Annotated in this window: 29 protein-coding genes and 2 pseudogenes; 5 read left to right on the top strand and 26 right to left on the bottom strand. The window is 60.8% G+C overall.

Features of this window, described 5'->3' with window-relative positions:
* Nucleotides 1-75: 75 nt before the first annotated feature.
* The gene (locus tag KZX66_RS10225) at nucleotides 76-744 is read right to left on the bottom strand and encodes a GntR family transcriptional regulator (RefSeq protein WP_248078962.1); all 669 of its coding nucleotides are present in this window, start codon (nucleotides 742-744) and stop codon (nucleotides 76-78) included.
* Nucleotides 745-1077: 333 nt separating this feature from the next.
* Between KZX66_RS10225 and KZX66_RS10220 the strand changes: the two genes are divergently transcribed.
* Nucleotides 1078-1314, top strand: coding sequence for a hypothetical protein (locus tag KZX66_RS10220; RefSeq protein ID WP_248078960.1), 237 nt, complete (start codon nucleotides 1078-1080; stop codon nucleotides 1312-1314).
* 7 nt (nucleotides 1315-1321) lie between these two features.
* Here KZX66_RS10220 and KZX66_RS10215 read toward each other — a convergent pair whose 3' ends face one another.
* Both KZX66_RS10215 and KZX66_RS10210 read right to left on the bottom strand, forming a co-directional pair.
* Nucleotides 1322-1570 carry a hypothetical protein gene (locus KZX66_RS10215; protein WP_248078957.1) on the bottom strand — a complete coding sequence of 83 codons (249 nt, stop codon included), beginning with the start codon at nucleotides 1568-1570 and terminating at the stop codon, nucleotides 1322-1324.
* 97 nt (nucleotides 1571-1667) lie between these two features.
* Nucleotides 1668-2168, bottom strand: coding sequence for a CinA family protein (locus KZX66_RS10210; protein ID WP_248078954.1), 501 nt, complete (start codon nucleotides 2166-2168; stop codon nucleotides 1668-1670).
* 166 nt (nucleotides 2169-2334) lie between these two features.
* Between KZX66_RS10210 and KZX66_RS10205 the strand changes: the two genes are divergently transcribed.
* The 4 genes from KZX66_RS10205 (at nucleotide 2335) to KZX66_RS10190 (ending at nucleotide 4139) form a co-directional block, all read left to right on the top strand.
* The gene (locus KZX66_RS10205; RefSeq protein ID WP_248078951.1) at nucleotides 2335-3096 is read left to right on the top strand and encodes an OBAP family protein; all 762 of its coding nucleotides are present in this window, start codon (nucleotides 2335-2337) and stop codon (nucleotides 3094-3096) included.
* 167 nt (nucleotides 3097-3263) lie between these two features.
* Nucleotides 3264-3545, top strand: coding sequence for a hypothetical protein (locus KZX66_RS10200; protein ID WP_248078949.1), 282 nt, complete (start codon nucleotides 3264-3266; stop codon nucleotides 3543-3545).
* Between the two features lie 100 nt (nucleotides 3546-3645).
* Nucleotides 3646-3900, top strand: coding sequence for a DUF6555 family protein (locus KZX66_RS10195; RefSeq protein WP_248078947.1), 255 nt, complete (start codon nucleotides 3646-3648; stop codon nucleotides 3898-3900).
* Nucleotides 3900-4139 (top strand): hypothetical protein, encoded by a 240-nt coding sequence (locus KZX66_RS10190; protein WP_248078945.1) that lies wholly within the window; start codon nucleotides 3900-3902, stop codon nucleotides 4137-4139. Before KZX66_RS10195 ends, KZX66_RS10190 begins: the two co-directional genes overlap by 1 nt.
* 30 nt (nucleotides 4140-4169) lie before the next feature.
* On the opposite strand, the gene KZX66_RS10185 is transcribed toward KZX66_RS10190, so the two are convergent.
* The 23 genes and pseudogenes from KZX66_RS10185 to KZX66_RS10075 form a co-directional block, all read right to left on the bottom strand.
* The gene (locus tag KZX66_RS10185; RefSeq protein ID WP_248078943.1) at nucleotides 4170-4343 is read right to left on the bottom strand and encodes a hypothetical protein; all 174 of its coding nucleotides are present in this window, start codon (nucleotides 4341-4343) and stop codon (nucleotides 4170-4172) included.
* Nucleotides 4344-4352: 9 nt separating this feature from the next.
* A complete protein-coding gene (locus KZX66_RS10180; RefSeq protein WP_248078941.1) occupies nucleotides 4353-4793 on the bottom strand; it encodes a YetF domain-containing protein in 441 nt (146 codons plus the stop codon).
* A gap of 8 nt (nucleotides 4794-4801) precedes the next feature.
* Nucleotides 4802-5317, bottom strand: coding sequence for a hypothetical protein (locus KZX66_RS10175; RefSeq protein WP_248078940.1), 516 nt, complete (start codon nucleotides 5315-5317; stop codon nucleotides 4802-4804).
* A gap of 14 nt (nucleotides 5318-5331) precedes the next feature.
* Nucleotides 5332-5553, bottom strand: coding sequence for a PLD nuclease N-terminal domain-containing protein (locus KZX66_RS10170; protein ID WP_248078937.1), 222 nt, complete (start codon nucleotides 5551-5553; stop codon nucleotides 5332-5334).
* Nucleotides 5554-5916: 363 nt separating this feature from the next.
* Nucleotides 5917-6993, bottom strand: a complete 1077-nt coding sequence (locus tag KZX66_RS10165; protein ID WP_248078934.1) for a chemotaxis response regulator protein-glutamate methylesterase — start codon at nucleotides 6991-6993, stop codon at nucleotides 5917-5919.
* Complete coding sequence (locus KZX66_RS10160; RefSeq protein ID WP_248078932.1) at nucleotides 6990-7511, bottom strand: chemotaxis protein CheD; 522 nt, start codon at nucleotides 7509-7511, stop codon at nucleotides 6990-6992. Before KZX66_RS10160 ends, KZX66_RS10165 begins: the two co-directional genes overlap by 4 nt.
* Nucleotides 7504-8307, bottom strand: a complete 804-nt coding sequence (locus tag KZX66_RS10155) for a protein-glutamate O-methyltransferase CheR (RefSeq protein WP_248078929.1) — start codon at nucleotides 8305-8307, stop codon at nucleotides 7504-7506. Before KZX66_RS10155 ends, KZX66_RS10160 begins: the two co-directional genes overlap by 8 nt.
* Before the next feature lie 20 nt (nucleotides 8308-8327).
* On the bottom strand, nucleotides 8328-8852 hold the full coding sequence (locus KZX66_RS10150) for a chemotaxis protein CheW (RefSeq protein ID WP_248078927.1): 525 nt from the start codon (nucleotides 8850-8852) through the stop codon (nucleotides 8328-8330).
* Nucleotides 8853-8866: 14 nt separating this feature from the next.
* Nucleotides 8867-9403 carry a chemotaxis protein CheW gene (locus KZX66_RS10145; RefSeq protein ID WP_248078924.1) on the bottom strand — a complete coding sequence of 179 codons (537 nt, stop codon included), beginning with the start codon at nucleotides 9401-9403 and terminating at the stop codon, nucleotides 8867-8869.
* A gap of 123 nt (nucleotides 9404-9526) precedes the next feature.
* Nucleotides 9527-10423, bottom strand: a pseudogene (locus KZX66_RS10140) (methyl-accepting chemotaxis protein); the annotation flags it as partial.
* A gap of 105 nt (nucleotides 10424-10528) precedes the next feature.
* A pseudogene (locus KZX66_RS10135) lies at nucleotides 10529-11554 on the bottom strand (MCP four helix bundle domain-containing protein); the annotation flags it as partial.
* Nucleotides 11555-11577: 23 nt separating this feature from the next.
* A complete protein-coding gene (locus tag KZX66_RS10130; RefSeq protein ID WP_248078921.1) occupies nucleotides 11578-13725 on the bottom strand; it encodes a chemotaxis protein CheA in 2148 nt (715 codons plus the stop codon).
* A gap of 4 nt (nucleotides 13726-13729) precedes the next feature.
* On the bottom strand, nucleotides 13730-14047 hold the full coding sequence (locus tag KZX66_RS10125; protein WP_248078919.1) for an STAS domain-containing protein: 318 nt from the start codon (nucleotides 14045-14047) through the stop codon (nucleotides 13730-13732).
* Between the two features lie 33 nt (nucleotides 14048-14080).
* On the bottom strand, nucleotides 14081-14449 hold the full coding sequence (locus KZX66_RS10120; RefSeq protein WP_010563050.1) for a response regulator: 369 nt from the start codon (nucleotides 14447-14449) through the stop codon (nucleotides 14081-14083).
* Between the two features lie 13 nt (nucleotides 14450-14462).
* Nucleotides 14463-15728, bottom strand: a complete 1266-nt coding sequence (locus KZX66_RS10115) for a methyl-accepting chemotaxis protein (RefSeq protein ID WP_248078917.1) — start codon at nucleotides 15726-15728, stop codon at nucleotides 14463-14465.
* A gap of 70 nt (nucleotides 15729-15798) precedes the next feature.
* Nucleotides 15799-16428, bottom strand: coding sequence for a response regulator transcription factor (locus KZX66_RS10110; protein WP_248078915.1), 630 nt, complete (start codon nucleotides 16426-16428; stop codon nucleotides 15799-15801).
* Nucleotides 16428-19340 carry a PAS domain S-box protein gene (locus KZX66_RS10105; RefSeq protein WP_248078912.1) on the bottom strand — a complete coding sequence of 971 codons (2913 nt, stop codon included), beginning with the start codon at nucleotides 19338-19340 and terminating at the stop codon, nucleotides 16428-16430. The genes KZX66_RS10110 and KZX66_RS10105 overlap by 1 nt, the downstream gene beginning before the upstream one ends.
* Nucleotides 19341-19516: 176 nt before the next feature.
* Nucleotides 19517-20593 carry a chemotaxis response regulator protein-glutamate methylesterase gene (locus KZX66_RS10100; protein ID WP_248078910.1) on the bottom strand — a complete coding sequence of 359 codons (1077 nt, stop codon included), beginning with the start codon at nucleotides 20591-20593 and terminating at the stop codon, nucleotides 19517-19519.
* Complete coding sequence (gene cheD, locus KZX66_RS10095) at nucleotides 20556-21089, bottom strand: chemoreceptor glutamine deamidase CheD (protein ID WP_248078907.1); 534 nt, start codon at nucleotides 21087-21089, stop codon at nucleotides 20556-20558. The genes KZX66_RS10100 and cheD overlap by 38 nt, the downstream gene beginning before the upstream one ends.
* Nucleotides 21086-21895 (bottom strand): protein-glutamate O-methyltransferase CheR, encoded by an 810-nt coding sequence (locus KZX66_RS10090; RefSeq protein WP_248078905.1) that lies wholly within the window; start codon nucleotides 21893-21895, stop codon nucleotides 21086-21088. The genes cheD and KZX66_RS10090 overlap by 4 nt, the downstream gene beginning before the upstream one ends.
* 9 nt (nucleotides 21896-21904) lie before the next feature.
* Nucleotides 21905-22441, bottom strand: a complete 537-nt coding sequence (locus KZX66_RS10085) for a chemotaxis protein CheW (protein ID WP_248078901.1) — start codon at nucleotides 22439-22441, stop codon at nucleotides 21905-21907.
* Between the two features lie 36 nt (nucleotides 22442-22477).
* Nucleotides 22478-24136 carry a methyl-accepting chemotaxis protein gene (locus KZX66_RS10080; protein WP_248078900.1) on the bottom strand — a complete coding sequence of 553 codons (1659 nt, stop codon included), beginning with the start codon at nucleotides 24134-24136 and terminating at the stop codon, nucleotides 22478-22480.
* A 30-nt stretch (nucleotides 24137-24166) separates the two neighbouring features.
* Nucleotides 24167-26206, bottom strand: coding sequence for a chemotaxis protein CheA (locus KZX66_RS10075; protein WP_248078898.1), 2040 nt, complete (start codon nucleotides 26204-26206; stop codon nucleotides 24167-24169).
* Between the last annotated feature and the right edge of the window lie 34 nt (nucleotides 26207-26240).

The following is a 26240-nucleotide window of genomic DNA, read 5'->3' as shown; positions in this document are numbered from 1 at the left end:
ACCAGACACTCCACTTCGTTGAGTAACGGGGGCAGGACTAAAGTCAAAACACGGACGGGGTAGGCCCCGTCTCTCTTATTTTTTCGATCGCAGAAATTGGCTCAGCGCCGGCACGGTGCTTTCAATGTGTTCGCGCACCACGGCTTCGGCGCGGGCGGCGTCACCGGCGCGAATCGCATCAAGGATCACCGCATGTTCCTGGCGCGCGCTGAGGGGTTTTTCGCTGTGCTGCAGCCACAGGCGCATGGGCGCTTCCACCAATGAATAGAGCGCGGAAATCTGCTTCATCAAACGCGGGCGCCCGCTGAGGCTGCACAGGTATTCGTGAAAAGCGCGGTGACGACGAACCCACGCGGCGCTCTCATCACGGTAGTCATCCATCTCGTCGAGCAACCGCTCCAGAGCGGCCATTTGTCGCTCGCCGATGCGGCTGACCGCAACCCGCACCGCCAGACCCTCCAGGGCGCTGCGCATCTCAAACACTTCTTGCAGCTCTTCAATATCCAAGCCACTGACGACTGCGCCACGGTTGGGCCGCAGCGTCACCAGGCCCTGTGCATCCAATCGACGGAACGCTTCGCGCACCGGCATGCGGCTCATGCCGATCTCGCTGGCGATGTCCTCGGCGATCAGTCGGTCGCCTTTGCGGTAGCGGCCGCCGCAGATAGCGTCGAGCAGGAAGTTGTAGGCCTCCTCCTCGGCTGTAAGCGGCTGGCGGTCCACGTAAGCGGGAGCAAATTGCATCGGCTGCACCTTTTGAATTTTTGTATCCAATTATCCATAAATGCAAACAAGCACAACCTGTGCCAATCGGCCTAACGAAATGTTAACCATTTGATTCAAATGCGATATTTAGTGTAAGCGCAGCCGAGTCGCACAAAGCCGCCAGGGCCATGTGCTACCAATTGGCACAACGGCTGCCCGGTTTTTGTGCGGGAAAGTAGCGCATGCCTGATGAAGTGGGGCCGGCCAGCCTTGCCCAGTGGGCGTCCAGGACGATGCCATGCACTCAAAAAATCTGAATTATTCGCCCCTCAATGCCTCTCTTTTTAACCGTTAAGCGATTAAGGAGTTGTCTTGAGTTATCTGGATTGGGTTCAGTGGCCTGCCATGGCCGTGACCGTGATCGCCGCCTGGCTCATCGGCTCGCAGCGGCCGCAACGAAGAGTGGCGGGATTCGTCTGTTTCATATTGAGCAATATCTTGTGGGTCGTCTGGGGGGCCTACGCTGAGGCTTATGCATTGATCGTGCTGCAGATCTGCCTGTGCTCGATGAACCTGCGCGGGTTTAAAAAGAACGTTCAAAACCAGTGATCGCGCATCATCGGCAAGCCTGGTCGCTGCGCTGGTTTTTCCTGAACCCACGTGCGTTCATGCCCAGCAAAATGCACTCGAGCACGATCAGCCCGAACGCATTTGTGTGCCATCCCCAGACCACCCATAACGCATTGCTGAGGATGAAGCCCCAGAACGCAATCATGCGTCGACGCGGTCGTTGAGACCCGATGAACCAGGCCGAGATAACGGTCACGAGCATGGCAGGCCATTGCACCCAATCGATCAAATCCAAGACGTCGACCTCCTGATGGCCAGCCTTTGAGCGAGTGTGTCGGCGCACACCCTCGATGTCGGCATCTTGCGCTTGGTGAGGTGTGGGCCAGCGTGCATCAGGCGCGTTCCCCCGCCAATGCGCGCAGGTGAAAATGCGGCAGCGATTTCAAGGCATGCACAGACGCAGCCAGTTGAACCTGTTCACGCGAGCCCATGAAGCGTTCCTTTCGACTGAACACGCTCAGTTCTCGCCCTGTTCGATAGGCCCAGGCAAAACAGACGGTTCCAGGGGGGATTCCATCAACCGCGTCCGGCCCCAGTATTCCCGTCGTCGCTATGGCCACATCGGCCGGGCTGTCGCGCAACGCGCCCTGCGCCATCTCCCGAGCGACCTCACAGCTGGTGAGATTGAAGGTCTCCAGGGTGTGTGCGCGCACATGCAACAGGCGTTGCTTCGCCTGGGGCGAATAGACGACGTATCCACTCTCGATCCATGCGCCACCGCCGTCGATCTGCGAGAGCAACGTGATGATTTTTCCGGCCGTACACGACTCGGCCGTTGTAACCACCAATTGATGGCGTTTGAGGTACTCAACGATAGAAGCGGCGACCGACATGATAGTGGCTCCTGCGTACGGTGACTGCGTGATCAACATCCTCTAAAAACGACCATTCAACGCAGTCAATGTTCAAGCAAAAGCGTTTTGAACGTGTGCGACGCCAGGTCTTCCAACGACTACAGGGTTAAACCCGACGTTCACTCATTCAGCGTGAGAAAACACGATGGACACCAAAACCACCCGAACCGCCAAATCGCTGCCCCTGGCGGCAGCCCTTACCCTGCTAAGCGCCTGCGCGGGCAATGACACCCCCTCGAATGTGGCCGCACCCGGCAAACCCACGGCGCCAACGACCCGGACACTCAACGCCGGCGCCGCCCTGCTCCAGTCGCGCCCGCCGATAGATGCATTGAACGCCTATCTGGACGGTTTCCACTTCTATAACGGCCATCCCGATGTGCAAATGGAAGCCCATCACTACTGCGCAATCCTCAACGACGAGGTGATCCAGTGCGTGATCTACGACGGCAATCGCAGGGACGCAAAGTTGATGGGCGTGGAGTACATCATCAGCGAGCAACTGTTCAATAGCCTGCCTACCCCTGAAAAGGCGCTGTGGCACAGCCACGTGCATGAGGTGAAGTCAGGGCAATTAGTCGCACCGGGAATCCCCGAAGTAGCTGAGCACGCCTTGATGGAAAAGCTGGTGCATACCTATGGCAAGACCTGGCACACCTGGCATACCGATCTCGACAAACGCCTGCCACTGGGTGTGCCCCAACTGATGATGGGGTTTACCGCCGATGGCCAGGCCGACCCGCGCATGGTCGCCGAGCGAGATCGGCGAATGGGTATCGACAGTACCGAAAAGAAGCACACTCGCGCCGACATAACCGCCCCCCCCATCGCACCCGGTGCGGACGCATGGCGCCAGGGTACGGTCATCCAGATCGTCGACCCGACCATACCGCCCCATCAGCATTGACAACACCATTGAGTCATTTGGATTGAACGATCATTTGCCGCCCAGTCTCTATGGCAAGACAGGTCAATAAAGGGTGCCCGCTGCCTCGGCGCGCAGGCATTTGACAAGCAGCAAGCGGCATCAATGAATTGGAGGGCGAGTGCCCTCTACACATGAGGTAACCCAGCATGTCCAACGACTTCCAAGGCACCGCCAGCGTGATAACGGCTTCGCGCCATTTAGGCGCGCCATCAGATGAGCGACTCAATGATGCGGTCGATATCCTAATGAGCAGCAGTGGGAAACCCACCATTGCCCGCGTCGACTTCAAGGCGCCATTGGATTGGCCGGGAAATCCCAACTTTGTCGCCGTCAATTTACCCGACGGCTCATGCATCAGCGGTCTCATCGTCGATATAGAGCGACCGATCAACGCACCGGGTTGGGTGACGTTTACCGTGGACGACTGAAGGCCATAAGCACTTGAGGTCGGTTATCGGACTGTCAGGCAACTTTTATGAATTTTTGTTGACGCCAAATATCTGTAGTTCATGAGCATAGGGAGTCCTCATGAAACGCAACGATTTATTCACAATTGAGTATCAGCTTCACGGTGAGCCAAGGTCGTTCATTGTGCGCGCGCCGCAAATGAACAATGCCGAGGCCTGGCATTGGGCCAGTTGTGATGCCGGTGTCGCTGTCATCCCCAAATTTGGTCAACACTCGCTCAAGCGAGTCTCCAAACCGATGGCGGAAAAATATGGCATTACCCACGTACGTTGGAGTGGTGCGGCGCAGCTTCAGTGGGCGGAGGACCTCACGTGATGAACAGCCAGACGCTGGGTTATACGACAGGGCAAGCGCGGGATGACGAGGTAGCTCGAAATAATGAGATGTTTTTCGAAGCCGACCGATTGGATGCGCTAGCGTACAAAATCATTGAATCCTACAGCGGCGATGCGCAGACATGGGCACGCTTCACCGAGGCCAAAAAGCTCGCGGACGCACAACGCACGGCGGCGTATCAGGAATGGATGCGCATCCACCGTTCGCGGCGAAAGTAACCTGCAGCCCTGCCTGTAACTGAGGGCCCGCTACGCCCCCGACTCCGGGTCTTTGGACGGCCCACCGGGGGCGATTCCACCTTGATCAACATCCGCATGCCGGGGACGCTGTGCGCCGGTGTCGCGCGTTCTGTCTTTGCGTTTTGGCGTGTCGGGACGGGCCTTTTGTCCAACATGACCCTGGGCTTTGGATGGGTCGCTCATGGCACCTCCTCAGTCAGGAATAACGGAAATTTTTCCATTGCGCTCAATGATCGCGAATTTAATCTGACTGATCTGCACGATGCCTTGTGCGGATCGGGCGGCTTCGAGAATATCGCTCTCATCCAGCCGTGCACGCCGTAGACGCTCATGAAGCACCTTGCCGTGCTCGACGACGATCGTCGGGCCGCCGTCCAGCAGACGCGCCACCCTGCGTGAGCGCTGTTTGACCAGCGAAAGGCCAACATCGATGGCGATCAGCGTCGCGATCACCAGCACTGCATTGGTCAGTGAAAAGTCATCGCCCAGCAGCGCCTGCTGGGTCGCCTCGCCGATCACCATCAACAGCACCAGATCGAAGGTGGTCAGCTCGGCAAGCGAACGCCTGCCGGCGATCTTGAACAGGATCATCAACACCAGATAGATGGCGGCTGCCCGCAGCACCGAATCCATAATTGCCCCTAGGGATAAATGAACTGTGATAAGTCCAGCGCGGCGCCTGACGGCAGCGACACGCGTGTTGCAAAGCTGCCCACTCCCTGGCTACGCGCTGTCAGGTGCACGCTCGCCTGCCCCGCTCCGTCGCTGAGCACCCAAAGCCGCACGCCGTCGCCTGCGGCACTTGCCTTGAGGGGCTGCGGCTGAAGCATTTCAACTTCAAAGCCGCGCAACAATTGGCCACTGAGTTCGACTTCAACGGGTTCGCGGGGCTTGCCTTGCAGGTGAACGATCCATTCAGCCGAAGCTCCATTACGCAGAAACCGTTGGTACTCGACGCGTAATTGCCCGTCGGCACTGCGCACCTCGGCGCTGCTCAATGGCCCTTTGGAGAACAACCCTGCCAAGGTCAGCCCGATCAGCACGACCAAGCCATACCAACCCAATCGCTCGAAGCGCCAGACCTTGCGTTGCAAGACCATGTCTTCATCGACTGGGTAGTTACGGCTGTGCAGGTCCCGATGAACAGGCTCTTTCATACGGCACCTGCGGCTCAGCCTTTGCTGTGTTCTGGGGAGGATGGACCTTTGGTCACGCCGCGCGGCCCCGCAATGGCCCAAATGGCCAATCCTACGAACGGCAACACCACGACCAGGGCTGTCCACCCCGCCTTGCTGCCTGAACTGTTGTCGCTACGCCAAACGCTGTTGATGACCCACAGGTCCAGCAACAGCAGAATAATCATCAGGCCAATCCAGAAATAGGTAACTTGCATGGTGCTGCACCTCCCGGTTACTGGTTATAACCGTTAGGTTTCGGGCGCGGTGTCGAGGTTCAGATTTTTTTAATGCCGTGCCTCCACCTGAACGCACGATGGTTTGAGCTTGGCTGGATGGTCGGATGTCTCGGAGGCGCAGCGCACGCCGACCGGAAAGGCCGCTGCCAGGCCAGTGATGGAGGTCCTCGGCAACCGGGCGCCCCGCTCGCCTGTCATCGCAGTGAACGGCTGGACCACAGGCTCGCGCGCAGGGACCCTTGCATGCGCCCACAGGGTTTGCCTTTGCCAGGATAGCGCTTGAGCGCCCAAGCGCGGTCATAGGTCATCGCGCCAGGCGGCGACCGCGCAGCAGGCTCGCCGTCAGGTCAAGCGACGCTGATGCATGGATTGCAAAATCGCCGCACCAATCTGCTCCAACGGCAGCTCCCGCTCCACTGCGCCGAGCTTGAAGGCTTCCTTCGGCATGCCGTACACCACGCAGGACTCTTCATCCTGGCCAAGGGTACGGGCACCGTTGTCATGCATTTCCTTCAGGCCCCGCGCGCCGTCGTCGCCCATCCCGGTCATGATGATCCCCAGCGCGTTAGCACCGGCGCTGCGGGCGACGGAGCGAAACAGCACATCAACGGAAGGCCGGTGACGACTTACCGGGGGGCCGTCGACAATCTCTACCTGGTATTGGGCCCCGTTTCGCTTGAGCAGCATGTGCCGACCGCCGGGGGCGATCAACGCGCAGCCGGGCATGACCCGGTCGCCGTTCCTGGCTTCCCTGACCTCGATTTCGCACAGGCGATTGAGACGTTCGGCAAACGCCGCCGTGAAGTGTTCAGGCATGTGCTGCACGATCACGATGCCGGGGCACACCCTGGGCAACGCGGTCAACACCTGCTCCAGTGCTTGCGTACCGCCGGTGGAGGTGCCGATGGCGACAATATTCTCAGTGGTGCGCGCCATCGCCTGGGTGGCTGCCGGCAGAATCGCGTCAGCATTCAGCCTGGCGGGCGGGCGGTCGGGGGACGGCACCATGCGTTTCATGTTGGCCTTGGCCGCGGCCTTGACGGCGCCTGCCAACTCATCGGCACTGTCGGTGAGAAACTGGCGCAAGTTCAACTGCGGCTTGGTGACGATACTCACGGCCCCCGCCGCCAAGGCTTGCATGGTGGTCGCGGCGCCCTTTTCGGTCAGGGTTGAGCAAATGACCACCGGCGTGGGGTGTTCGGCCATGAGCTTCTTGAGGAACGTGATGCCATCCATGCGCGGCATCTCAACGTCCAGCACAATCACATCCGGCCACTGCTTGCTCATTTTATCCATGGCGAATACCGGGTCCGCCGCCGCGCCGATCACCTCGATGGCCGGGTCTCGCCCCAGTGTCGCCGTCAATACCTGGCGGACCACAGCGGAGTCGTCAACGATCATTACTTTGATAAGGCTCATGTCGTACGCGCTCCTTGGGGGCTGCTGAGAGGTCGCTGCAGAGCCAGGTAGTTGAGTTGAACAGCGCCGCTGGCCAGGTCAAACACCACGGTTCGGTAACCCACGCCTTCCACATGCAAGGTGTGACATTGCAACTGGTGCAACGCGAGCAGGCGCCTGGCTTGTTCGACGTTGCGTTGCCCGACGTAGTGATTGTCCGGACGCACCAGCCCGGGGAACATGTTCCCGCCGCCATACACACTGATTCGGAACTCCGTCGGCGGCACGTTGCACCCGCGCATGGCGCCGAGCAGTAACTGGAGCGCTTCATCGCCGTAACGACCGTCCAGGCCCTTCGCACTGACCACGGCGCGTTGCGGCAGCAGGTAATGACACATGCCCCCCAACAAGCGCTGTGGATGCCAGAACACCAGCGCCACGCAAGAGCCCAGCACTGTGCGCAGCCGGATCTCGCCGGAACCAAAAAACCACTCGCCAGGATTCAGGAACAACTCACGGGAAGGTCGAGTGTCAGGCATGTGGCCTCCGATAGATCGAAGGCTTGACCAAGCGCAGCTCATCGGTCACGCCATTGAGGCTTTCCGAATGGCTGACCAGAAAATAACCGCCAGGCTTAAGGTGGCTGACCAGCCGTTTGACCACTTGTACCTTGGTGTCATTGTCGAAATAGATCATCACGTTGCGCAGGAAGATCACGTCGAACAGGCCAATTTTCGGCAGCGGATTGTTCAGATTGATCGCCTGAAAATCGATCTTCGACGCCAGCGCCGGGTCAACCATAAAACACCCATGATTGGCGCCCACGCCTTTGAGACAGTACTTGTTGAGCAGTGCTTCAGGAATGCCCCGCGTGCCTTCGAGGGGATAGCGCCCGTGGCGGGCCTTGTCCAGCACACGGCTGCTGATATCCGACGCCACGATTTCCCAAGGCCGGCCGGCCAGGTTGTCCGCCAGCACCATCGCCAGGGTGTAGGGCTCTTCACCAGTAGAGCAGGCGCCACTCCATACCCGCAGCGTGCCGCTGCCGCGCAGTTCGGGCAGGGCCACGTCGCGCAGAAAGTCAAAGTGCTTCGGTTCGCGAAAAAAATAGGTTTCGTTGGTGGTCAGCATGTCCACCGCCACCTGCAATTCCTTGGGGTCCTTCATCAGTATCTTGTAGTAAGCGCCATAGGTCGTGAGCTCAAACACCTGCAGTCGCTTGGCAAGCCGGGTACTCACCAACTGCTTTTTGGCGTCCGACAGGCTGATGCCCGCGATCTGGTGGATCAGGCTGCGAAACTGCTGGAACTCGGTGTCGGAGAGAATCACGTTCATAAGGACATCCCAAAGTCGAATCAGACGGTTGCAGCGGGCAAAGATTCGAGGTTTGCCAGCCCTTCGACCTCTTCCAGAGACAACACGCGGCCGATGTCCAGCAACAGCACAAAACCGCTGCCCAGTTTGCCGATCCCGGAGAGGAAATCCGCCCTGATATGGTTACCGACCTTCAGCGGAGGTTCGATATCCTGATCGGCAATTTCCAGCACCTCGCTGACCGCATCCACAATGATGCCTACCGGCTTTTGCACGGCGCCGGTCTGCACCTCCAGGATCACGAAGCAGGTTCTGGACGTCTGCAGCGTACGTTCGCCGCGAAAGCGCACGCCAAGGTCCAGTATGGGCACCGCGGCGCCGCGCAAGTTGATCACGCCACGGATGCTCGCAGGCAGTAATGGCACGCCTGTAATCGGCCCGTATTCGATGATCTCGCGCACGTTGAGTGTGCCGACTGCGTACATCTCATCTCCCAACTCGAAGGTGAGGTATTGGCTCGGGCTCGAGCGCTCGGCAGGGCCTGGACTGTCGATAGATAACGGCATGGTTCACCTCCGGATCAATGGCTTTGCGCGCGCGCGGAACGAGCGTTCATCAAGTCGGCTATTTCATCGACGCATAACACCTGCTCGATTTGCAGCAGCGTGACAAACGCACCTCGCACCTTGGTCATACCCTTGATGAAGTCGGTGCGAATCAGGTTGCCGAACGCCGGCGCGGGCTTGATATCGATGTCGAGAATCTCGATCACCTCGCTGACCGAATCCACCACGACGCCCAGCACCTGGGACTCGCCCTGCGTGGCCGTTTCCAGAATGACGATGCACGTTCGACTGCCAAGGTCTGTCTCGCCCTTGCCGAACCGCGCCTTGAGGTCCACCACCGGCACCACCGAGCCGCGAAGATTGATCACCCCATGCAGGAACACCGGCATCATCGGCACGCTGGTAACCTGGCTGTATTCGATGATCTCTCGCACGCTCAGCGTGTTGACCGCATACATCTCCTGGGCCGCCGAAAAAGTCAGGTACTGCAACGGCTCAGTGGCGTGCAGCGCCGACGCGCTGGTGCCTGGCACAATGGCTGAGGCACTCATGGGTCAACTCCCGAAGCGGACGAAACCGCTCTCCACCGCGCGATGTTCATGATCGCCCATGGATGCCGTACGACTGCCCCCAGACAGGGCGACAGGCCGCCCGGTACGCTTGCCTTGCACGGTGAAAAAGCCCATCAACTCCTGCAACTGCTCGGCCTGGCCACTCATTTCCTCGGCAGTCGCGGCCAGTTCTTCGGATGCCGAAGCGTTTTGCTGAGTCAGTTGGCTCATTTGCGACATCGCGCTGTTGATTTGTTCGGAGCCGATGGATTGCTCTTCCGAAGCCGCAGCGATTTCCTGCACCAGGTCAGAGGTCTTGGCGATCGACGGCACGATTTCATCAAGCAGATTGCCCGCCCGTTCCGCCAGGGCCACGCTGTTTTTGGCGACCTCGCCGATCTCCTGCGCCGCGATCTGACTGCGTTCGGCCAGTTTGCGCACTTCCGCCGCCACCACCGCAAAGCCTTTGCCGTGCTCGCCGGCACGCGCCGCTTCGATTGCCGCGTTGAGCGCCAACAGATTGGTCTGGTAAGCGATGGAATCGACGATGCCGATTTTTTCAGCGATGGTTTTCATCGCGGCCACGGTGTCCTTCACGGCGCGACCGCCTTCGGAGGCTTCTTTGTTGGCCTTGCCGGCCATGCCATCGGTCACCTTGGCGTTTTCGGTGTTTTGCGCAATGGACGCTGACATTTCTTCCATCGAAGCCGAGGTCTGCTCCACCGACGCCGCCTGTTCGGACGCCGATTGCGCCATGCTCTGGGCGGTGGCGGAAATCTCCTCGGATGCACTGGACAGCGAATCAGCCGAACCGCGGACTTCGCCGATGATTTCCGAGAGTTTTTCCACGGTGCCGTTGACCGAGTTTTTCAGCTCGAGGAACTTGCCCTGATAGTCGCCGACGATGGTCCGGGTCAGGTCGCCGCTGGAGATCGACGCCAGCACGTCCATGGCTTCAGTGATCGGTACGATGATCGCATCCAGCGAACCGTTGATGCCCAGGATGATGCGGCGGAAGTCGCCTTGATGCCGTGAAGCATCCGGGCGGGTGTCGAGTTTGCCGATCATGGCGCTGTCGCTGATCTGACGTGTGTCTTCGACCAGAGCCAGCACGTTGGCACGCAATTGTTCGATGTTCTCGTTGATAAAAGCTTTCTTTCCGGGGAACTGTTCCAGCGGTGCCGATAGGTCCCCTTCGCCAAAGGCGCGGATGCACGCCATGGCTTTTTTCTTGACCGAGATGTGGCCGTTGACCATGTCGTTGATACCCTGGGCCATGGAACGGTAACTGCCGTGAAAGCGTTGGGCATCGATCTGGGCGTCGATCTCGCCTTTGTCGTGCTCACTGGATACGCGGTTTATTTCCGTAATCAGTCCATTCAGGCTTGTACCCAACTGTTGCATCGAGGCCATCAAGCTGGTGGTGTCACCAGCCCGGAGCGTAGTTTTGGCCTCCAGGTCCCCAGCTGACAGGCGCGCCGCAAAGGCACGAACATTCGCCGGTTCACCGCCGAGCTGACGCATGAGGTTCCGGGCCAGCAGCGCGCCCATCAGGCCCGTGCCCAACAGCGTCAGTGCGGCAATCGAAAGGATGATGTAGCGGGCTTTTTGTTCGATGCTGGTGGCCAAAATCTCGGCTTTGCGCCCCTGCTCCAGGTTGTATTGGCGCACCTCGGAGATCGTCGCCTGAATGGCCGTCTGCAATGGCTGGGTGGCCTCGATCAGCGTGCGGGCGGCGGCTATATCACCGGCCCCGATCGCGTTGTCGAATCGCGTCTGCAGGTTTGAAAACTCGTCGAACCGGCTGCGCAGTTGACCCAACAGCGCCGCATCGTGCTCGTCTGAAATAAGCGCGGTCTTGTAGCGCTCCAACGCCTTATCGATGGCGCTGAAATGCTGGGTCACCGCCTCGGCGTACGGAGGAACCGTGGTTTTATCCGACCCGTCGAGGCGCTGCCATTGCAAGGCATGCAGACTGGCGAAGGCCTCGGTGGCCCGATCAACCTCCAGCAAGCTGGGCACGGTGTTGACGCTGGCGTAGCTGGCGCTGGTATTGATCTCATCGGTCAGATAAAAGCTGGTGCCGCCCAACACGAAGACGCCCAGCATTGCCGTGAAAACCAACAGCGTAATATTTTTGATAACGGTCATGGCGAGGAACTCCTGATGACGCTTTATTGAGTCGGTAAAGGACGTGGGATCGAACGGTGGGTGGCTTCCTTGGCAACGAGTCCTAACAGATTTGGAATATCCAGGATCAGAGCCACGGCCCCGCTCCCCAGGATGGTGAAGCCGCCCAATCCATGGGCGTCTCCGAACACTTTGCCCAACGGCTTGATCACGGTTTGGAACTCCCCCAGCAAGCGGTCGACCACCAGGCCGGCACGCACACCGGCGTAGCGCACGACCACCACGTTTTCACGGTGGCCGCCCGGCCCTTGCACGGCAAACATGTCCCGCAGGCGCACGATCGGCAGCACATCGCCGCGCAAGTCCAGAAAGCCGGCCTCGGCCTCCTGCCCAGGTGCCAGTTCGATGCATTCCTCGACCATGTTCAACGGAATGACATAAGAGGCCTTGCCCACCCCGATCAAAAAACCATCGATGATGGCCAGGGTCAGCGGCAAGCGAATGCGTACCGTGGTGCCCTGCCCCTCTTCACTCTCCAGGCTCACGCTGCCGCGCAGCGCGGTGATATTGCGCTTGACCACGTCCATGCCGACGCCCCGGCCGGACAGGTTGCTGACCTGGTCGGCGGTGGAGAAGCCAGGCTCGAAGATCAGATTAAGGATGTCTTTTTCAGCCGGTAGCTGCCCCTCCGCCACCAGGCCGCGCTCGCGGGCCTTGGCCAGGATTTTGTCCTTGGCCAGGCCGCCGCCGTCGTCCGACACCTCGATCACGATGCTGCCGGATTCGTGGTAGGCATTCAGACGCACCGTGCCCTGGGCCGGTTTGCCGCGCTCAAGGCGCGTCGACGCGGCTTCGATGCCATGGTCCATGGCATTGCGCACCAAGTGCGTCAACGGGTCGCCAATGCGCTCGACGACGGTCTTGTCCAGTTCGGTTTCGCCACCGCCAATGCGCAGCACGATGTCCTTGCCCAGCTCTTTGGACACATCGCGCACCACGCGCTGGAAACGCGTGAACGTTGCGCCGATCTGCACCATGCGCAAGGTCAGCGCCGAGTCTCGCACCTCTTCCACCAGCCGCGATAAGAGGCTGGTGGCCTCGATCATCTCGCCGATGCCACTGCGCACCGCCACCAGGTTGGCGCCGGCGCCGGCGATGATCAGCTCGCCGACCAAGTTGATCAGTTGATCCAGTTTGGCGGCGTCCACCCGAATCAGATTGCCTTCGTTGTGGGTCGCACCTTTGCTGGCCTTGGTCGACAGCGCTAATGAGTCCTGCGAACCGTCAGGCTCTGCAGGTGCGGCGCCAGGCGTTGGCGCATCCTGCTCGGTGAGGGCCGCAACCTGGGCATCGGTCAGGGTGCCGCAGCGTACCAACAGCGCCAGCAGCTCGGCATTGTCTTGCGGCAGAGCATCAATGTGCTCACGACAGGCCTGGACACTGGCCTGCGGCGCCAGGATCAGCACCAGGGCGTCATCACGGACAAAATCAAAGGCGCCGTCGATAACCTCGCGGGACGCATCAGTGAGCAGCGCCAGTTCAAAGCCCAGGTAGTTGGTTTCGGGGTCCATCGATTGCAACGAGGGCAACGCGTCGAACACAGTGACGGTGTGCAGTACCTGCCCCAGCGTGCTCAGGTAGCGCAGAAATGCCAGAGGGTCCATGCCATTGCGCAGTACATCCGGACCAAAGCGCAGCGAAAGATGCCAGTGACCCGCACCCGCCTCGTGGCCGATCGTTGGGGGTGTATCGTCAGGGCCGGGGGCCACGCTCGCTAACGGCGCGTCCAGGTACTGCGCCAGACGCGCGCCAAGGCGCTGCCCCTGCAGTTGCAGCGGTTCGTCCAGCCGATCAAGGTGGCCGTCCTCGGCCAGCAGGTCGATCAGTTGGCTGATATGGTCACGGGCGTCGAGGAACAACGCACTCAACGCCTCGTCGACCCGCACTTCCAGGCTGCGCACCCGATCCAGCACGCTCTCGGCGACGTGGGTGAATTCCACGATAGGCATCAGGCCAAACAGGCCGGCCGAACCTTTGATGGTGTGAGCCACGCGAAACAGGCCGTTGATGGTGTCCAGGTCCTGCGGCGACTGCTCGATCTGCAGCAACGCATCTTCCATCTGCAACAGCAATTCGCGGCTCTCGGCGATGAACGTCTGCAGCACGTCATCCATGTTCATGGGCTGGGCCATACCGTCATGCTCCAACCGATACGGTGAACGAGGGGTTGGCGAAGTAATCATCAAGGCCGCTCACCCGCAGGGCTTCGATCACCGTGGCGCTGGGGTTGCTGAGCACCAACTGGGTGCCTTCCTTGAACGATTCACGCTTGATCAGGATCAACAGCTGCAAGCCGGCGCTGTCCAGTTCGTCGACATTGGACAGGTCCAACTCAACCTCATGGGCCAGGGGAAACAGCGACAACAACACTTCTTTTTGTTCAGTGGCCGTGTAGATCGTCAGCGGGCCTTCCATGACCTGGATTCGGCGCAGCATCGGGACAGTGCTTTTCATGGAAACCTCCTGGCCAGCGCTCGCTGGTCATCGCTATGGCAGGATCAACTTGGAAACCGCAGTGAGCATTTGCGCGGGCTGAAACGGCTTGACCATCCACGCCTTGGCACCGGACGCCTGACCCTGCTGCTTCATCGCATCACTGGCCTCGGTGGTCAGCATGATGACCGGGGTGAACTTGTAGGCCGGCAACAGCTTGGCGGCCTTGACGAAGCTGAGGCCGTCCATGTTCGGCATGTTCACATCACTGACAATCAGGTGGATTTTGCGACCATCGAGCTTGCTCAGCGCATCGCGGCCATCGCAGCCTTCAATCACGTCGTAACCCGCGCCCTTGAGCGTGATGCTCACCACCTGCCGGATGGAAGCCGAGTCGTCGACGATCAGAATGGTTTTGCTCATCGGAAAAGCTCCTCTAGAAAAAGGTGATTTCGCTGGCGTCAGCCTTGGCGTGGGTCTTGCCGCCGTGGATGGCGTGTTGCTCGGGCATGGTGTAGGTCCGTGACAGCTCCTGCAGCCAACGCTCGCTGGCCATCGGCGCCAACGCCTGTCCGTCCAGGCGCGAGGCGTGACGCTCGCTCAACTGCAGCTGTAATTTGTCCAGGTCGCTGGTGATCAGCGCCAGCATCTGGCTGACACGATCCTGAAACTGCAAGGCGACCAGCACCTGGGCAATCTCGTTGGCGACGTTGGCGTTCTGTTGCTGCAGGTCATGGCTGTTACCCACGATGCGCTGGGCGGTACCGCGAAAATGTTCGATGACCTGCGACACCACCCGCTCCGAGTCCGCGAGGGTCAGGGTGTCTTGTTCGGCATGGTGACGGGACATTTGCACCGTGCGGGCAATGGCCGCATTGACGGTGTTGACGGTCTCACTGATCTTGCGCCCGGTTTCGCCGGACATACTCGACAGCTTGCGCACTTCATCGGCGACTACGGCAAACCCGCGGCCGGCCTCACCGGCACGTGCCGCTTCAATGGCCGCGTTCAGCGCCAATAGGTTGGTTTGACTGGCAATGTCGCCGACAAACGTGGCCATCTGCTGGAGCTGCTCCGTGAACCCGGAAAGCTGCATAACTTCCTTGAGTTCGTTCTCCTTATTGGACAACGCAGCGCGCAGGGCCAGGACGATGGAGTTGAGGTCGCGCTGGCCGACTTCCAGCAAATCCACCAGTTGCCGGGAAGCGTCTTGCGCGCCCTGGCTGGACACGCTGTGACTGATGTCCGATGACAGCGTACCGAAGCGTTCGCTGAGCTTGAGGATGGAGGTTTCACTGAGTTCACGCGCCGCTTCAATCTGCCTCGACCAGATAGGCAGTACCTGGATGCAGACGTCGGCCAGGCCGTCGTCGACGGCCGCGGCTGCCGGGGCGTAGTGCGGTTGCGACAGCGGCTTGCTGTACCCCTGATAACGACGGTGTGCGAACCAGCCCAGCCCGGCGCATACCACGAACAGCGCGCTCCCCGCCACGACCGCCCCGCCGCTGAAACCGTCGCCGTAGGCCACCGCCAGGCTGCCGAGCAGACCGGCCGTCGTCACCGGAAACAGCGTCAATGTGGCCGAAGGGCTTGGGGTCTGTTCACTCACGGTTTGTCTCCCGGTCAGCGCCTGTCGTCGCCGATGGATCGGCAGCGCGATGGCTTGGGAGCAATGCTGGCGCAATAATGGCACCGCCACCATCAGAGCATCCCTATTCTGGGGTAGGGATACCGGGAGACCGGGTAGGAAAATCCCTACCCCAAGTGGCTGATCAGGAAATGCCCAACGTCATGGCAAAGCGCACGATGTCCGCCGTCGAGCTGAAGCCCATTTTTTCCATCAGGCGGGTCTTGTGGGTACTCACGGTTTTGTTACTGATGACCAATTGTTCGGCAATCTGGTTGACGCTCATGCCGTGCGCCAGCAGGCGCAGGATCTGGAATTCGCGATCAGACAAGCTTTCGACATAGGTCTGTTGCTTCAAACCGCTGCTTTGCAGCGCAATCTGCTCAGCCAGACCAGGGTCCAGGTAACGCTGGCCACTGACCACTCGACGCATGGCCGCCAATAACGTTTCGGGATCGCGGTCCTTCGTCAGATAGCCGAGTGCTCCGGCGCGCAAAGCGCGTTGGGCGATGTGGATTTCGTTATGCATGCTTAACACCAGGATCGGCAGATCCGGGTACTGGGTGTGCAAGCGGGCAATCAGAATCTCACCACTGATGCCCGGCATATTCATGTCCAGCAGCAACAGGTCGATCTCAACCTCACGCAACAGCTCGATCACCTGCGCGCCGCTCTCGGCTTCGGCCACCACCTGCACGTCGGCCACCAGGGTAAACAGCTGCTTGAGTCCTTCGCGCATGATGGTGTGGTCATCAGCGATCAGCATGCGAATCATCAATACGTATCCTTATGCATTGGGATAAACGCCTGGACCGTGGTGCCCTGTCCGGGGTGACTGAAAATAATGACTTTGCCGCCCAACATCACACCGCGCTCACGCATGCCGGCCAGGCCCAGGGTCTGGCGTGTGAGGGCATCCGGTTCAAACCCTTTGCCGTTGTCCTGCACCTCCAGTAACCAGTGCGTGTCCTGTGGGGTCAGGGTAACGCTGACCTGTGTGGCTTCGGCGTAGCGCGCAATGTTGGTCAGCGACTCCTGAACGATGCGAAACGCGGCGGTAATGTGGGTATCGGGCAGCGTCAACGGAATCGAAGGCAGGTGCAGCTCGCACGGCACCAGGGTCAGGGTGACGAACTCGGTGGTCAGCCATTCGAGCCCCGACACCAAGCCCAGGTTCAAGGCGGATGGGCGCAGGCTGGTGGACACATTGCGTACGACCTGAATCGTCTTGTCGGTCAGCCCCATCAAGCGTTCGACCTGAGGCGCCAGGTCCGGTGTAGTGGCGCCGAACTGAAACCTTAATAACGAGATGCCCATGCGCAAGGCGGTGAGGTGCTGGCCCAGCTCATCGTGGATTTCCCGGGCGATCAGTTTGCGTTCCTCTTCCCGTGCCGTTTCGCGGCGGGTCGACAGGTCGCGCAACTGCGCGTTGGAATTGGCCAGGCGCCGCTCCGCCGCGCGCAGCTTGGAAATATCCCGGCCCACCGCCAGCACGCTGACCACCCGCTGGCCATCAACCTCCGGGACAAAATGGATCAGCACTACCTTGGGCGCCGTCTTTAGTCCCGAGAGCCGAAACTCCTGTTCGGTGGCCTTGTTTTCACGAATGACTTGGGCCACCAATTCACGGAACAACTGAGATTGGTGATTGTGGGGCGCCACCGATTCCAGGGGCATGCCCATCAGCTCGGGCCACGCGTCGCCTACCCAGGCTCTCAGCCGCGCATTGACGTAGAGCACTTCACCTGCCGCGCTCAGCCGGGCGACCGCGTCGGGGCTGTTCTCCACCAGCGTATTGATGTCGTGCTGGCGCTCCAGTTCTTTTTGCCGGGCACGGGTCAGCAGCGTTGTGTCGCGGCTGATCACCAGGATTCGCGAGACCGCGCGCCCCGAGTCCGCCACCGGCACCAGGGTGAAGTGCAGGGTACGGACTTCGCGACGCACGAGCATGGCCTCATCCGACTCCACCACACGGCCGGCCACCCGGCACTGCTCGCACAGTGCCTGGAGTGTTTGCGCGCTCAACCGACCGAACATCGCTACCAGCGTCGCACCGATGATCTCCCTGTGGGGTTTGCCCAGCGCCCGTAACAAGGCCGGGTTGGCGTCGACACAGCGCACCTCGCCTGACGGCGTGGTCTCCAGCAGCAGAAGCATGTCCAGGGTATGGTCAAAAATGTCCCGGTAGCGCCGCTCGCGTTCGCGCAGCAAGGACTCCGACTGCCAGCGCTCGATCGCGATTGCAGCAATGTGACAGGTTTGCCGCACGTGCTGAACATCGCTGTCGTCCACCACCGAACCGGGCGATCGCGACAATTCGAACACCCCCAACATCTGCCCTTGTTGGTCCATGATCGGCTCGGACCAAGGGGCACAAGCCTCTTCTGCCAGTGACGAAACGGCGGTCGCGGTTGTCGCCAGGCGGGTGCCGAAAGACTCCACAAGCTGTACGCGGCAGGACCGATGGGGCAAGGCCAATTGCACATAGCCCACCAGCAGCGTCAGCGTCTGTTCCAGGGACGCGCCCGTCGCCATGCGTTCGAAGATCCCCAGCCGCGCGTCTTCCAGCAACTGTTGCCTGCGCAGCTCGGTGATGTCATGGGCCAGCGAGAGCACGCCGACCACCTCACCACTCTGATTGCGCTCGGCCATCAGGCTGACCGCACAGCTCACATAACCCAGGCCGTTGGCGACGGCCCAGCTGTCCACGAACTGCGCCGTTTCGCCCGTTGCCACGACACGGCGCAATTGGCTGACGTAGTCCCTGGCCTCGCCATCCGGGCACAGGCCAATCACCTCGTCGTTAGACTTGCCGGTCAGGCGCCGGTAAGCCGGGTTGACATAGGTGCGTAACAGGTTGCGGTCGTAACGGACAATGATGTTCGGGGAGTTTTCCGCCAGGGTGAGAAACTTGAGCTCACTGCCCATCAATGTTTCGCGCAGTTGCCAATTCTCGGTGATGTCTTCCAGTTGCGAGACAAAACACGCCGGTTGCCCTTGATCATCTCGCACCAGGCCGACGGTCAGGCGCCCCCAGATCACGCGCCCGTCGCGATGAATATAGCGTTTGTGCAAGGTCGCACCCGCCCGCGCACCGGACTTCAATTCCTCGATCAGTTGCCTGCCGACCTCGTGGTCGTCCGGGTGAGTCAGCGCCATGAACGTGGTGCGTTGCAGCTGCGCTTCGCTGTAACCGAGCAACGTGCAAATGACCCCGTTGGCGCGCAGCCAACGCCCCTCGAGTGACACGAGTGCCAAACCGGTGCCGGAAGAGTCGAAAATAGACCTGAGCGGGATCTCCGAATAACTGTCGGCGGCAGGCAGCGGGATCGATGGCGCCTGCCGGGCGACCACCTCGACCATAAAATAATCGTCGCGCCACAGCGTCAGGGACACATCCAACAGGCCATCACCCTCGCCCACTGCCGAGAACGATGCACGACCATTCCCGGCCGCTTTCTCCAGCGCGAGGTAAAAAAGCCAATGGTCTTCGGGACGCAGCCGGGCGACAAATTCGCCGCCGACGCCTGCCCACGGGCCACTGTGAAGCTGATAGAACGCCGCATTGCCGGTGACCACCCGCCCCGCCCGGTCCAGCGCAGCCACAGCGCCCGACAGGCATACAAGGACGCTCTCCAGGGTTCGCACGCTGTCGTCGTCAATCAGGGTGGGTGCGTGGCCATTCATGGTTGCCAATACCTCGGACGTGCAAACGCTGGCTCACAACGGAGCGGGGGTCGACCACACGCAGGGCACCTCACCCCGCGGTGGCACCATGATATTACGTGCAGTCTCCTCGCAAAGGCTTAGTGCTTTGGTCGAAGGCCGGCGCGCTATCACGACAAAACCGACTGCACTCACGCTCACTTGTACAAAATCGCTTGATGAATATCCTCCAGCGCCATGATGCGCTGGGCCGCGTTGAGCTTGATGGCTTCCTTGGGCATGCCGAACACCACGCAACTGGCTTCGTCCTGGGCGACGGTGGCGGCGCCGGCCTCAAGCATCTCCTTGAGTCCGCGCGCGCCGTCGTCGCCCATGCCGGTCATGATGATGCCGGTGGCGTTTTTGCCGGCGAACTTGGCCACCGAGCGAAACAGCACGTCCACAGAAGGCCGGTGCCGGTTAACCAGTGGCCCATCGATGACCTGGGCGTGATAAAAGGCGCCGCTGCGGTTGACCATCAAGTGCTTGCCGCCTGGCGCGATCAGGGCCAGGCCGGGCAGGATGCGGTCGTTGTTACGCGCTTCGCGCACCTCGATCTCGCAGACGCTGTTGAGGCGCTCGGCAAACGAGGCGGTGAATTTTTCCGGCATGTGCTGCACGATCACCATGCCTGGGCACACCCTCGGCAGTGCCGTCAGCACCGCTTCCAGCGCCTGAGTGCCGCCGGTGGAGGTGCCGATGGCGACGATGCGCTCGGTGGTCTGCGCCATGGCGTGGCCATTGGCGGCGGGCAGAATCGCATCCGCTGTGAGCTTGCTGGGCGGGGCCAGTGCGGGAGCAGCGCTGCGCTTGCCCAGGTTCTTCACATTGGAATTGGCCGCGGCGCGGATCGCCGCCACCAACTCGGCGGCCGATTCGATCAGAAAGTTCTTCAAGCCGGTCGTGGGTTTGGTGATGATCTCTACCGCGCCGGCCGACAGCGCCTGCAGGGAGGTTTCCGCGCCTTTCTGGGTCAGCGAGGAACAGATCACCACCGGCGTCGGCCGCTCACTCATGATTTTCCTGAGAAAGGTGATGCCGTCCATGCGCGGCATCTCGACGTCCAGCACGATCACGTCCGGCCATTCGCGGGCGAGTTTGTCCATGGCGAAGATCGGGTCGGACGCGGCGCCCATCACGTGAATATCCGGCGTGTCAGCGAGAATCGCCAGCAATACCTGACGCACCACGGCCGAGTCATCGACCAGCAGCACACTGATTTTTTTGGTAGGCATCTTGTTGAAGTATTCCCATTGGTTGGTGCCGAACCCAGACGTTGCCGTTCCACAGGTCGAACATGATCGTGCGGTAACCGGTGCTGCCCATGTCCTGGGCCGTCAGGTGCAGGTGATAGTGCTCGGCCAGGGACAAAGCTGCGCGGATATTCAGGCTGGCCACGTCCTGCGTCGGCAACTGGCACTGCTGGCCGAGAAACATTTTGCCGCCGCCGAACAACTTGACCTGGTAATCCCGTGCATGAGTGCCATTGGCCTGGGTGTGTCGCAGCAGCAGTTCCATGGCTTCGTCGGCATAGCGGCCGTCCAGCGGTTGATGGCTGCGCAGGCGCCCCGGCAGCATGAAGTGACACATGCCGCCGATCAGCCGCTGCGGGTGCCAAAAGGTGATCGCTACACAAGAGCCAAGCAAGGTGCGCAGGCGCGTTGGCCGCGTCGCAAAGCTGACCTGGCCAGGCGCCAACACCACTTCGGTCGCATCGACAGGCTTTTTCATGGCTTGCGGTAAATCGACGGCGCCACCAGCTTCAGGGTGTCATTCACACCATTGAGGCTTTCGGAGTGACTGATGATGAAATAACCGCCGGGCTTAAGCAGCGGCAGCAGACGCGCGACCACCTGGCTCTTGGTCTGCTGGTCGAAATAAATCATCACGTTGCGCAGAAAGATCACCTCGAACTCACCCAGGGCCGGCAGCGCTTCGTTGAGGTTGACCTGAACAAAGTTGACGCGATTACGCAGCGCCTTGTCGATCAGGAACGTGCCCTCCTGGCGGCCAATGCCCTTGAGGCAGTACTTGGTCAGCAACGGTGGCGGCAGCGTGCCGGCGCGCTCCATGGCGTAATGCCCGGTACGCGCCTTGGCCAGCACCTGGGTGCTGATGTCCGAGCCGATCACTTCCCAGGGGGTGGTGCCCAGGCTCTCGGCCAGGGTCATTGCCAGACTGTAGGGTTCTTCGCCCGACGAACTGGCCGCGCTCCACACGCGGAAGACCTTGCCCGGCGCAGCGTTCGGCAACACCTGTTGACGCAGGAAGTCGAAGTGCTTGGGCTCGCGGAAAAAATAGGTTTCGTTGGTGGTCAATAAATCCAGCGCCACCTGCAGTTCGCCCTTGCGCTGGTCATTCATGATCAGCTTGAAATACTCACCATAGCTGTGCAGCTCATAGTGTTTGAGACGCTTGAACAGGCGTCCTGCGACCAGGGCTTTCTTGGCGGGCGACAGGTTGATACCCGCCGCGCGGTACAGCCAGCTCTGGAACTGACCGAATTCACGATCATCGATGGAGGCGGTATCTGGCATGGTCGGGTCTCAATGCGGATCAGGGTCGAGGGCCGCCTGACCACCCTCGGCGAGGCTGGACATCTCATCGATGGACAACACTTTGTCCACCTCCAGCACAATCACGAACTTGCCGTCGACCTTGGCCATACCGCTGATGAAGTCGGCGCGAATCCGCGCGCCGAAGCTCGGCGGCGGCTCGATTTGCGCGGCAGGGATCTCCTGCACGGCGGACACCGTATCGACCAGCAACCCGATGTCCTGGGGCTGGCCCTCGTCGGTGCTCGCCTCGATGATGATCACGCAGGAACGCCGGGTGATCGCCGAGTTGGCCCGCCCAAAACGCGCCGACAGGTCAACCACCGGCACCACCGCGCCACGCAGGTTGATCACCCCGCGTACAAACGCCGGCATCATCGGCACCACCGTCAGACTGCCGTATTCGATAATTTCCTTGATCCCCAGGATGCCGATAGCGAACATTTCGCCACCGAGCATAAAGGTCAGGTACTGCGCATCCTCATCCACCGCCGCAGCGGTTTGCCGAGTCGTCATCACTGCGCCCATTTCACTCTCCCTTGTAGGCCCGCATTGATCGTGTGATCAGAAACGGGTGAATTCCGATTCGTCCGGCGCGCTGGCCATGCTGTAGGCGAACGCCTTGCGCGGTGCCGGCGCTTTCGGGCGCGGCGGCTGGCGGTTGGGCTTGCTGCCGGGGCTGTCCACACTGCTGCTTTGCGCGGCCGCTTTGGTCGCGGAATCCAGCACGAAGAAACTCATGGCCTGTTGCAGTTGCTCGGCCTGGCTGCTCATTTCTTCGGCGGTGGCGGCCAGCTCTTCACTGCTCGAGGCATTTTGCTGGGTCACCTGATTGAGCTGGGTCATGGCCGTGTTGATCTGCGCGACACCGGCGGCCTGTTCCTCGGACGCGGCGCTGATTTCCTGCACAAGGTCGGATGTCTTGTTGATGGAGGGCACCATTTCGTCGAGCAACTTGCCGGCTTTCTCGGCCATGTCCACGCTGCTGGAAGACAATTCGCCGATTTCCTGGGCGGCAACCTGGCTGCGTTCGGCCAGCTTGCGCACTTCGGCGGCCACCACGGCGAACCCCTTGCCGTGCTCGCCGGCCCGCGCGGCTTCAATGGCGGCGTTGAGGGCCAGCAGATTGGTCTGGTAAGCGATGTCATCAATGATGCTGATGCGCTGGGCGATTTTCTTCATCGCCACCACCGTCTGCTGCACCGATTCGCCGCCCTCGGTGGCTTCCTTGGCAGCCTTGCTGGCCATGCCGTCGGTGACTTTGGCGTTTTCGGTGTTCTGGTTGATGCTGGCGCTCATCTGCTCCACCGAGGCGCTGGTTTCCTCGACGCTCGCAGCCTGTTCACTGGTGGCCTGGCTCATCGATTGTGCGGTGGCACTGACCTGCTCGGAGGCACTGGCCAGGTTATCGGCGGCATTGCGCACTTCGCCGATGATATGCGCCAGCTTGCCGACCATGTTGCGCATGGCGTTGAGCACCATGCCGGTTTCGTCTTTGGTTCCAGGCTCGATGTGGGCGTTGAGGTTGCCTTCGGCCAGTTGCTCGGCCGCCAGCGCGGCTTGCTTCAACGGGCGGGAAATGATGCGGGCGATGAATATCGCCAGGCCCAGGCCAATCAACAGGGCCGCGACCAATACCGCGATGATTGACAGGCGTGAGCTTTCGTACAGCGCCGAGCCCTTGTCACCAGAGACCGTCGCGCCGGCGTCATTGAGTTCGACCATTTTCTGCAGACGGTTGGTCACCTCATCGAAATGCTCCTTGGACTCGCCCCTGAGCAAGCTGCGCGCCTGGGTATCGAGGTTCTGCCGGGAGAACTCGAGCAACTGCTTGCTGCTTGCCAGGTAGGCATCCCACGCGCTTTTCACGCTTGCCAGGAGCTGACGGTCTTCTTCGTTGGACAGCAACTGCTCATAGGTGCCCATGCGGGTTTCGAACTGTTGACGTGACTCAGCGGCTTCACGCTCGGCTTGGGTCTTTTCCTCGGCGATCTCGGTACCGATGTGGCGGTTTTCTTTCAAGCGGTAGTTGGCGGCATAAAACCGCATGCCCGCCGCGGCGCGCATGGAGGGCATCCAGTTGCCCTTGATGTCCTGGGCCGCCTGGTTGACCGCACCGAGCTGGAGGATGGCGAAGACACCCATGACTGCAGTGAGCGCCAGGACCACCAGGAATGAGCTGATCAACTTGGTGGAAATTTTAAGATCGTAGAACCATTTCATCGGGGGAACCTCCATGGAATTGCAAAGACGTCAGCGAGCGACGACCGGCGGCGACTGAGGCGCCTGGGGCGTGCGGGCTTCCAGTTGTACGATTTGGTTGAGCAGTGCCGGGACATCCAGGATCAGGGCCACGGCACCGCTGCCCAATATGGTCGAGCCGCTGATGCCGCGCAGTGCGCCGAACAACTTGCCCAGGGGTTTGATCACGGTCTGGAATTCACCGAGCAGGTCATCCACCACCAGCCCGGCCTTGTGCTCGGCGTAGCGCACCACCACCACGTTCTGGCGGCGCGCCGCCGGCCCTTCGTGGCTGAAGTGATCGCGCAGGTCCACCAGCGGCAACACCTCGCCCCGCAAGTCCAGGTAACCGTTGTCGCGGCTGGACTGGCGCTGGCGCTCATCCAGTTCGATACATTCCTGGACCATGTCCAGGGGAATCACGTAGGTGGATTGGTCGATGCCGACCAGGAAGCCATTGATGATCGCCAGGGTCAGGGGCAGGCGAATGCGTACCACGGTGCCCTGGCCGGGACGGCTGTCCAGGTCGACGGTGCCGCGCAGCAAGGTGATATTGCGTTTGACCACGTCCATGCCGACGCCACGCCCGGACAGGTTGGTCACCGCCTCGGCGGTCGAGAACCCCGCCTCGAAGATCAGGTTGTAGATTTCCTGGTCGGTCAGCACTGCACCGCTGGCGACCAACCCGCGCTCCTGGGCCTTTTGCAGAATACGCTCGCGGTTGAGCCCGGCGCCGTCGTCGGCGATTTCAATGACGATGTTGCCCGAGTCATGGTAGGCATTGAGGCTCAAATGGCCCTTGGCCGACTTACCGGCGGCACGCCGTGCATCGGCGCTTTCGATACCGTGGTCCATGGCGTTGCGCAGCAGGTGCATCAGCGGGTCGCCAATCTTCTCGACCACGGTTTTGTCCAGTTCGGTTTCCGCGCCGCTGATGATCAGCTCGATGTCCTTGCCCAGTTCCTGGCTGATATCGCGCACCACGCGGCGAAAACGGTTGAACGTGTCACCGATGGGGATCATGCGCAAATGCAGGGCGCCATCAAGGATCTCTTCCACCAGCCCGGACACGGTCGAGGTGGCCTCCTGCAAAGGGTCGTTGTTGCAAGAGCGCGCCAGCAGACTTGCGCCGGCGCTGGCGATCACCAATTCGCCGACCAGGTTGATCAACTCGTCGAGCTTGTCGGCGTTGACCCGCACGTAATTGCCGTCGCGGCTTTTCGTCTCGCTGTTCGCCGGCGCGCGTTGCGGCGCGGTCGCCACCAAGTTTTGCTCGCTCTGGCCAGCCACGTCGCTGGCGATGGCCACCAGAGTGCCCGGCACTTGCTCGACGGCACGGATGTGCACCTCACAGTCGTCACGCACGAAGTCGAACACTTCGTTGAGGGTGGCGTGGCTGGCGCTCGAACGCAGTTCGATCTCGAACCCCAGGTAGCAGCTTTCCGGGTCCCAGCGATCCAGCGGAGGGAGGGTGTCCGTCAGGGTAGCGACCTGCAGCAACTGCCCCAACGTTTCGAGGTAACGCAGAAATGACAGCGGGTCCATGCCATTGCGGAAGACATCCACACCGAAGCGCAGGGAGATGTGCCACAGCACGTCAGCGGATGGGCCTGCATCGGTCACCGCTACCTCGGCCGTTGGCGTGGCGACGTCCTGTGCCTGAAACGCGCGCAGCGCCTCACGCAATAACGCCTCACGTTCGAGAGCCTCAGGCGTTAGTGCTTCGCCCCGATTGGCGACGACCTCGATCAACTCGAGCATGTGGTCGCCGCTCTTGAGCAGCACGGCGATCAGCGCGGCGTCCACGGCGACACTGCCGTCGCGCAAGCGGTCGAGTACGTCCTCGACAATATGCGTAAAGCCCACCACCGGCTCAAGGCCGAACAGCCCCGCGGAACCCTTGATGGTGTGCGCGGCGCGGAAAATCGCACCAATGGCATCGCTGTTGTCAGGCTCGCTTTCCAGTTGCAGCAGGGATTGCTCCATGGCCTGCAACAGCTCGCGCGCCTCAACGATGAATGTCTGCTGTGCCTGATCGAGATTGATGCTCACCTGGACTTTCCTTGTCGATCAAAAAACATGGGAC

The sequence above is a fragment of the Pseudomonas sp. EYE_354 genome (genome assembly GCF_023148575.1).
Classification (GTDB): domain Bacteria; phylum Pseudomonadota; class Gammaproteobacteria; order Pseudomonadales; family Pseudomonadaceae; genus Aquipseudomonas.
This window is presented reverse-complemented; position numbering and strand designations above follow the sequence as displayed.

What these genes read in the sequence shown, in the direction of transcription:
- KZX66_RS10225 (WP_248078962.1), bottom strand. Translation starts at nt 744, where the DNA reads ATGCAATTTGCTCCCGCTTACGTGGACCGCCAGCCGCTTACAGCCGAG.
- KZX66_RS10210 (WP_248078954.1), bottom strand. Translation starts at nt 2,168, where the DNA reads ATGTCGGTCGCCGCTTCTATCGTTGAGTACCTCAAACGCCATCAATTG.
- KZX66_RS10205 (WP_248078951.1), top strand. Translation starts at nt 2,335, where the DNA reads ATGGACACCAAAACCACCCGAACCGCCAAATCGCTGCCCCTGGCGGCA.
- KZX66_RS10200 (WP_248078949.1), top strand. Translation starts at nt 3,264, where the DNA reads ATGTCCAACGACTTCCAAGGCACCGCCAGCGTGATAACGGCTTCGCGC.
- KZX66_RS10195 (WP_248078947.1), top strand. Translation starts at nt 3,646, where the DNA reads ATGAAACGCAACGATTTATTCACAATTGAGTATCAGCTTCACGGTGAG.
- KZX66_RS10190 (WP_248078945.1), top strand. Translation starts at nt 3,900, where the DNA reads ATGAACAGCCAGACGCTGGGTTATACGACAGGGCAAGCGCGGGATGAC.
- KZX66_RS10185 (WP_248078943.1), bottom strand. Translation starts at nt 4,343, where the DNA reads ATGAGCGACCCATCCAAAGCCCAGGGTCATGTTGGACAAAAGGCCCGT.
- KZX66_RS10180 (WP_248078941.1), bottom strand. Translation starts at nt 4,793, where the DNA reads ATGGATTCGGTGCTGCGGGCAGCCGCCATCTATCTGGTGTTGATGATC.
- KZX66_RS10175 (WP_248078940.1), bottom strand. Translation starts at nt 5,317, where the DNA reads ATGAAAGAGCCTGTTCATCGGGACCTGCACAGCCGTAACTACCCAGTC.
- KZX66_RS10170 (WP_248078937.1), bottom strand. Translation starts at nt 5,553, where the DNA reads ATGCAAGTTACCTATTTCTGGATTGGCCTGATGATTATTCTGCTGTTG.
- KZX66_RS10165 (WP_248078934.1), bottom strand. Translation starts at nt 6,993, where the DNA reads ATGAGCCTTATCAAAGTAATGATCGTTGACGACTCCGCTGTGGTCCGC.
- KZX66_RS10160 (WP_248078932.1), bottom strand. Translation starts at nt 7,511, where the DNA reads ATGCCTGACACTCGACCTTCCCGTGAGTTGTTCCTGAATCCTGGCGAG.
- KZX66_RS10155 (WP_248078929.1), bottom strand. Translation starts at nt 8,307, where the DNA reads ATGAACGTGATTCTCTCCGACACCGAGTTCCAGCAGTTTCGCAGCCTG.
- KZX66_RS10150 (WP_248078927.1), bottom strand. Translation starts at nt 8,852, where the DNA reads ATGCCGTTATCTATCGACAGTCCAGGCCCTGCCGAGCGCTCGAGCCCG.
- KZX66_RS10145 (WP_248078924.1), bottom strand. Translation starts at nt 9,403, where the DNA reads ATGAGTGCCTCAGCCATTGTGCCAGGCACCAGCGCGTCGGCGCTGCAC.
- KZX66_RS10130 (WP_248078921.1), bottom strand. Translation starts at nt 13,725, where the DNA reads ATGGCCCAGCCCATGAACATGGATGACGTGCTGCAGACGTTCATCGCC.
- KZX66_RS10125 (WP_248078919.1), bottom strand. Translation starts at nt 14,047, where the DNA reads ATGAAAAGCACTGTCCCGATGCTGCGCCGAATCCAGGTCATGGAAGGC.
- KZX66_RS10120 (WP_010563050.1), bottom strand. Translation starts at nt 14,449, where the DNA reads ATGAGCAAAACCATTCTGATCGTCGACGACTCGGCTTCCATCCGGCAG.
- KZX66_RS10115 (WP_248078917.1), bottom strand. Translation starts at nt 15,728, where the DNA reads ATGGTGGCGGTGCCATTATTGCGCCAGCATTGCTCCCAAGCCATCGCG.
- KZX66_RS10110 (WP_248078915.1), bottom strand. Translation starts at nt 16,428, where the DNA reads ATGATTCGCATGCTGATCGCTGATGACCACACCATCATGCGCGAAGGA.
- KZX66_RS10105 (WP_248078912.1), bottom strand. Translation starts at nt 19,340, where the DNA reads ATGAATGGCCACGCACCCACCCTGATTGACGACGACAGCGTGCGAACC.
- KZX66_RS10100 (WP_248078910.1), bottom strand. Translation starts at nt 20,593, where the DNA reads ATGCCTACCAAAAAAATCAGTGTGCTGCTGGTCGATGACTCGGCCGTG.
- cheD (WP_248078907.1), bottom strand. Translation starts at nt 21,089, where the DNA reads ATGAAAAAGCCTGTCGATGCGACCGAAGTGGTGTTGGCGCCTGGCCAG.
- KZX66_RS10090 (WP_248078905.1), bottom strand. Translation starts at nt 21,895, where the DNA reads ATGCCAGATACCGCCTCCATCGATGATCGTGAATTCGGTCAGTTCCAG.
- KZX66_RS10085 (WP_248078901.1), bottom strand. Translation starts at nt 22,441, where the DNA reads ATGGGCGCAGTGATGACGACTCGGCAAACCGCTGCGGCGGTGGATGAG.
- KZX66_RS10080 (WP_248078900.1), bottom strand. Translation starts at nt 24,136, where the DNA reads ATGAAATGGTTCTACGATCTTAAAATTTCCACCAAGTTGATCAGCTCA.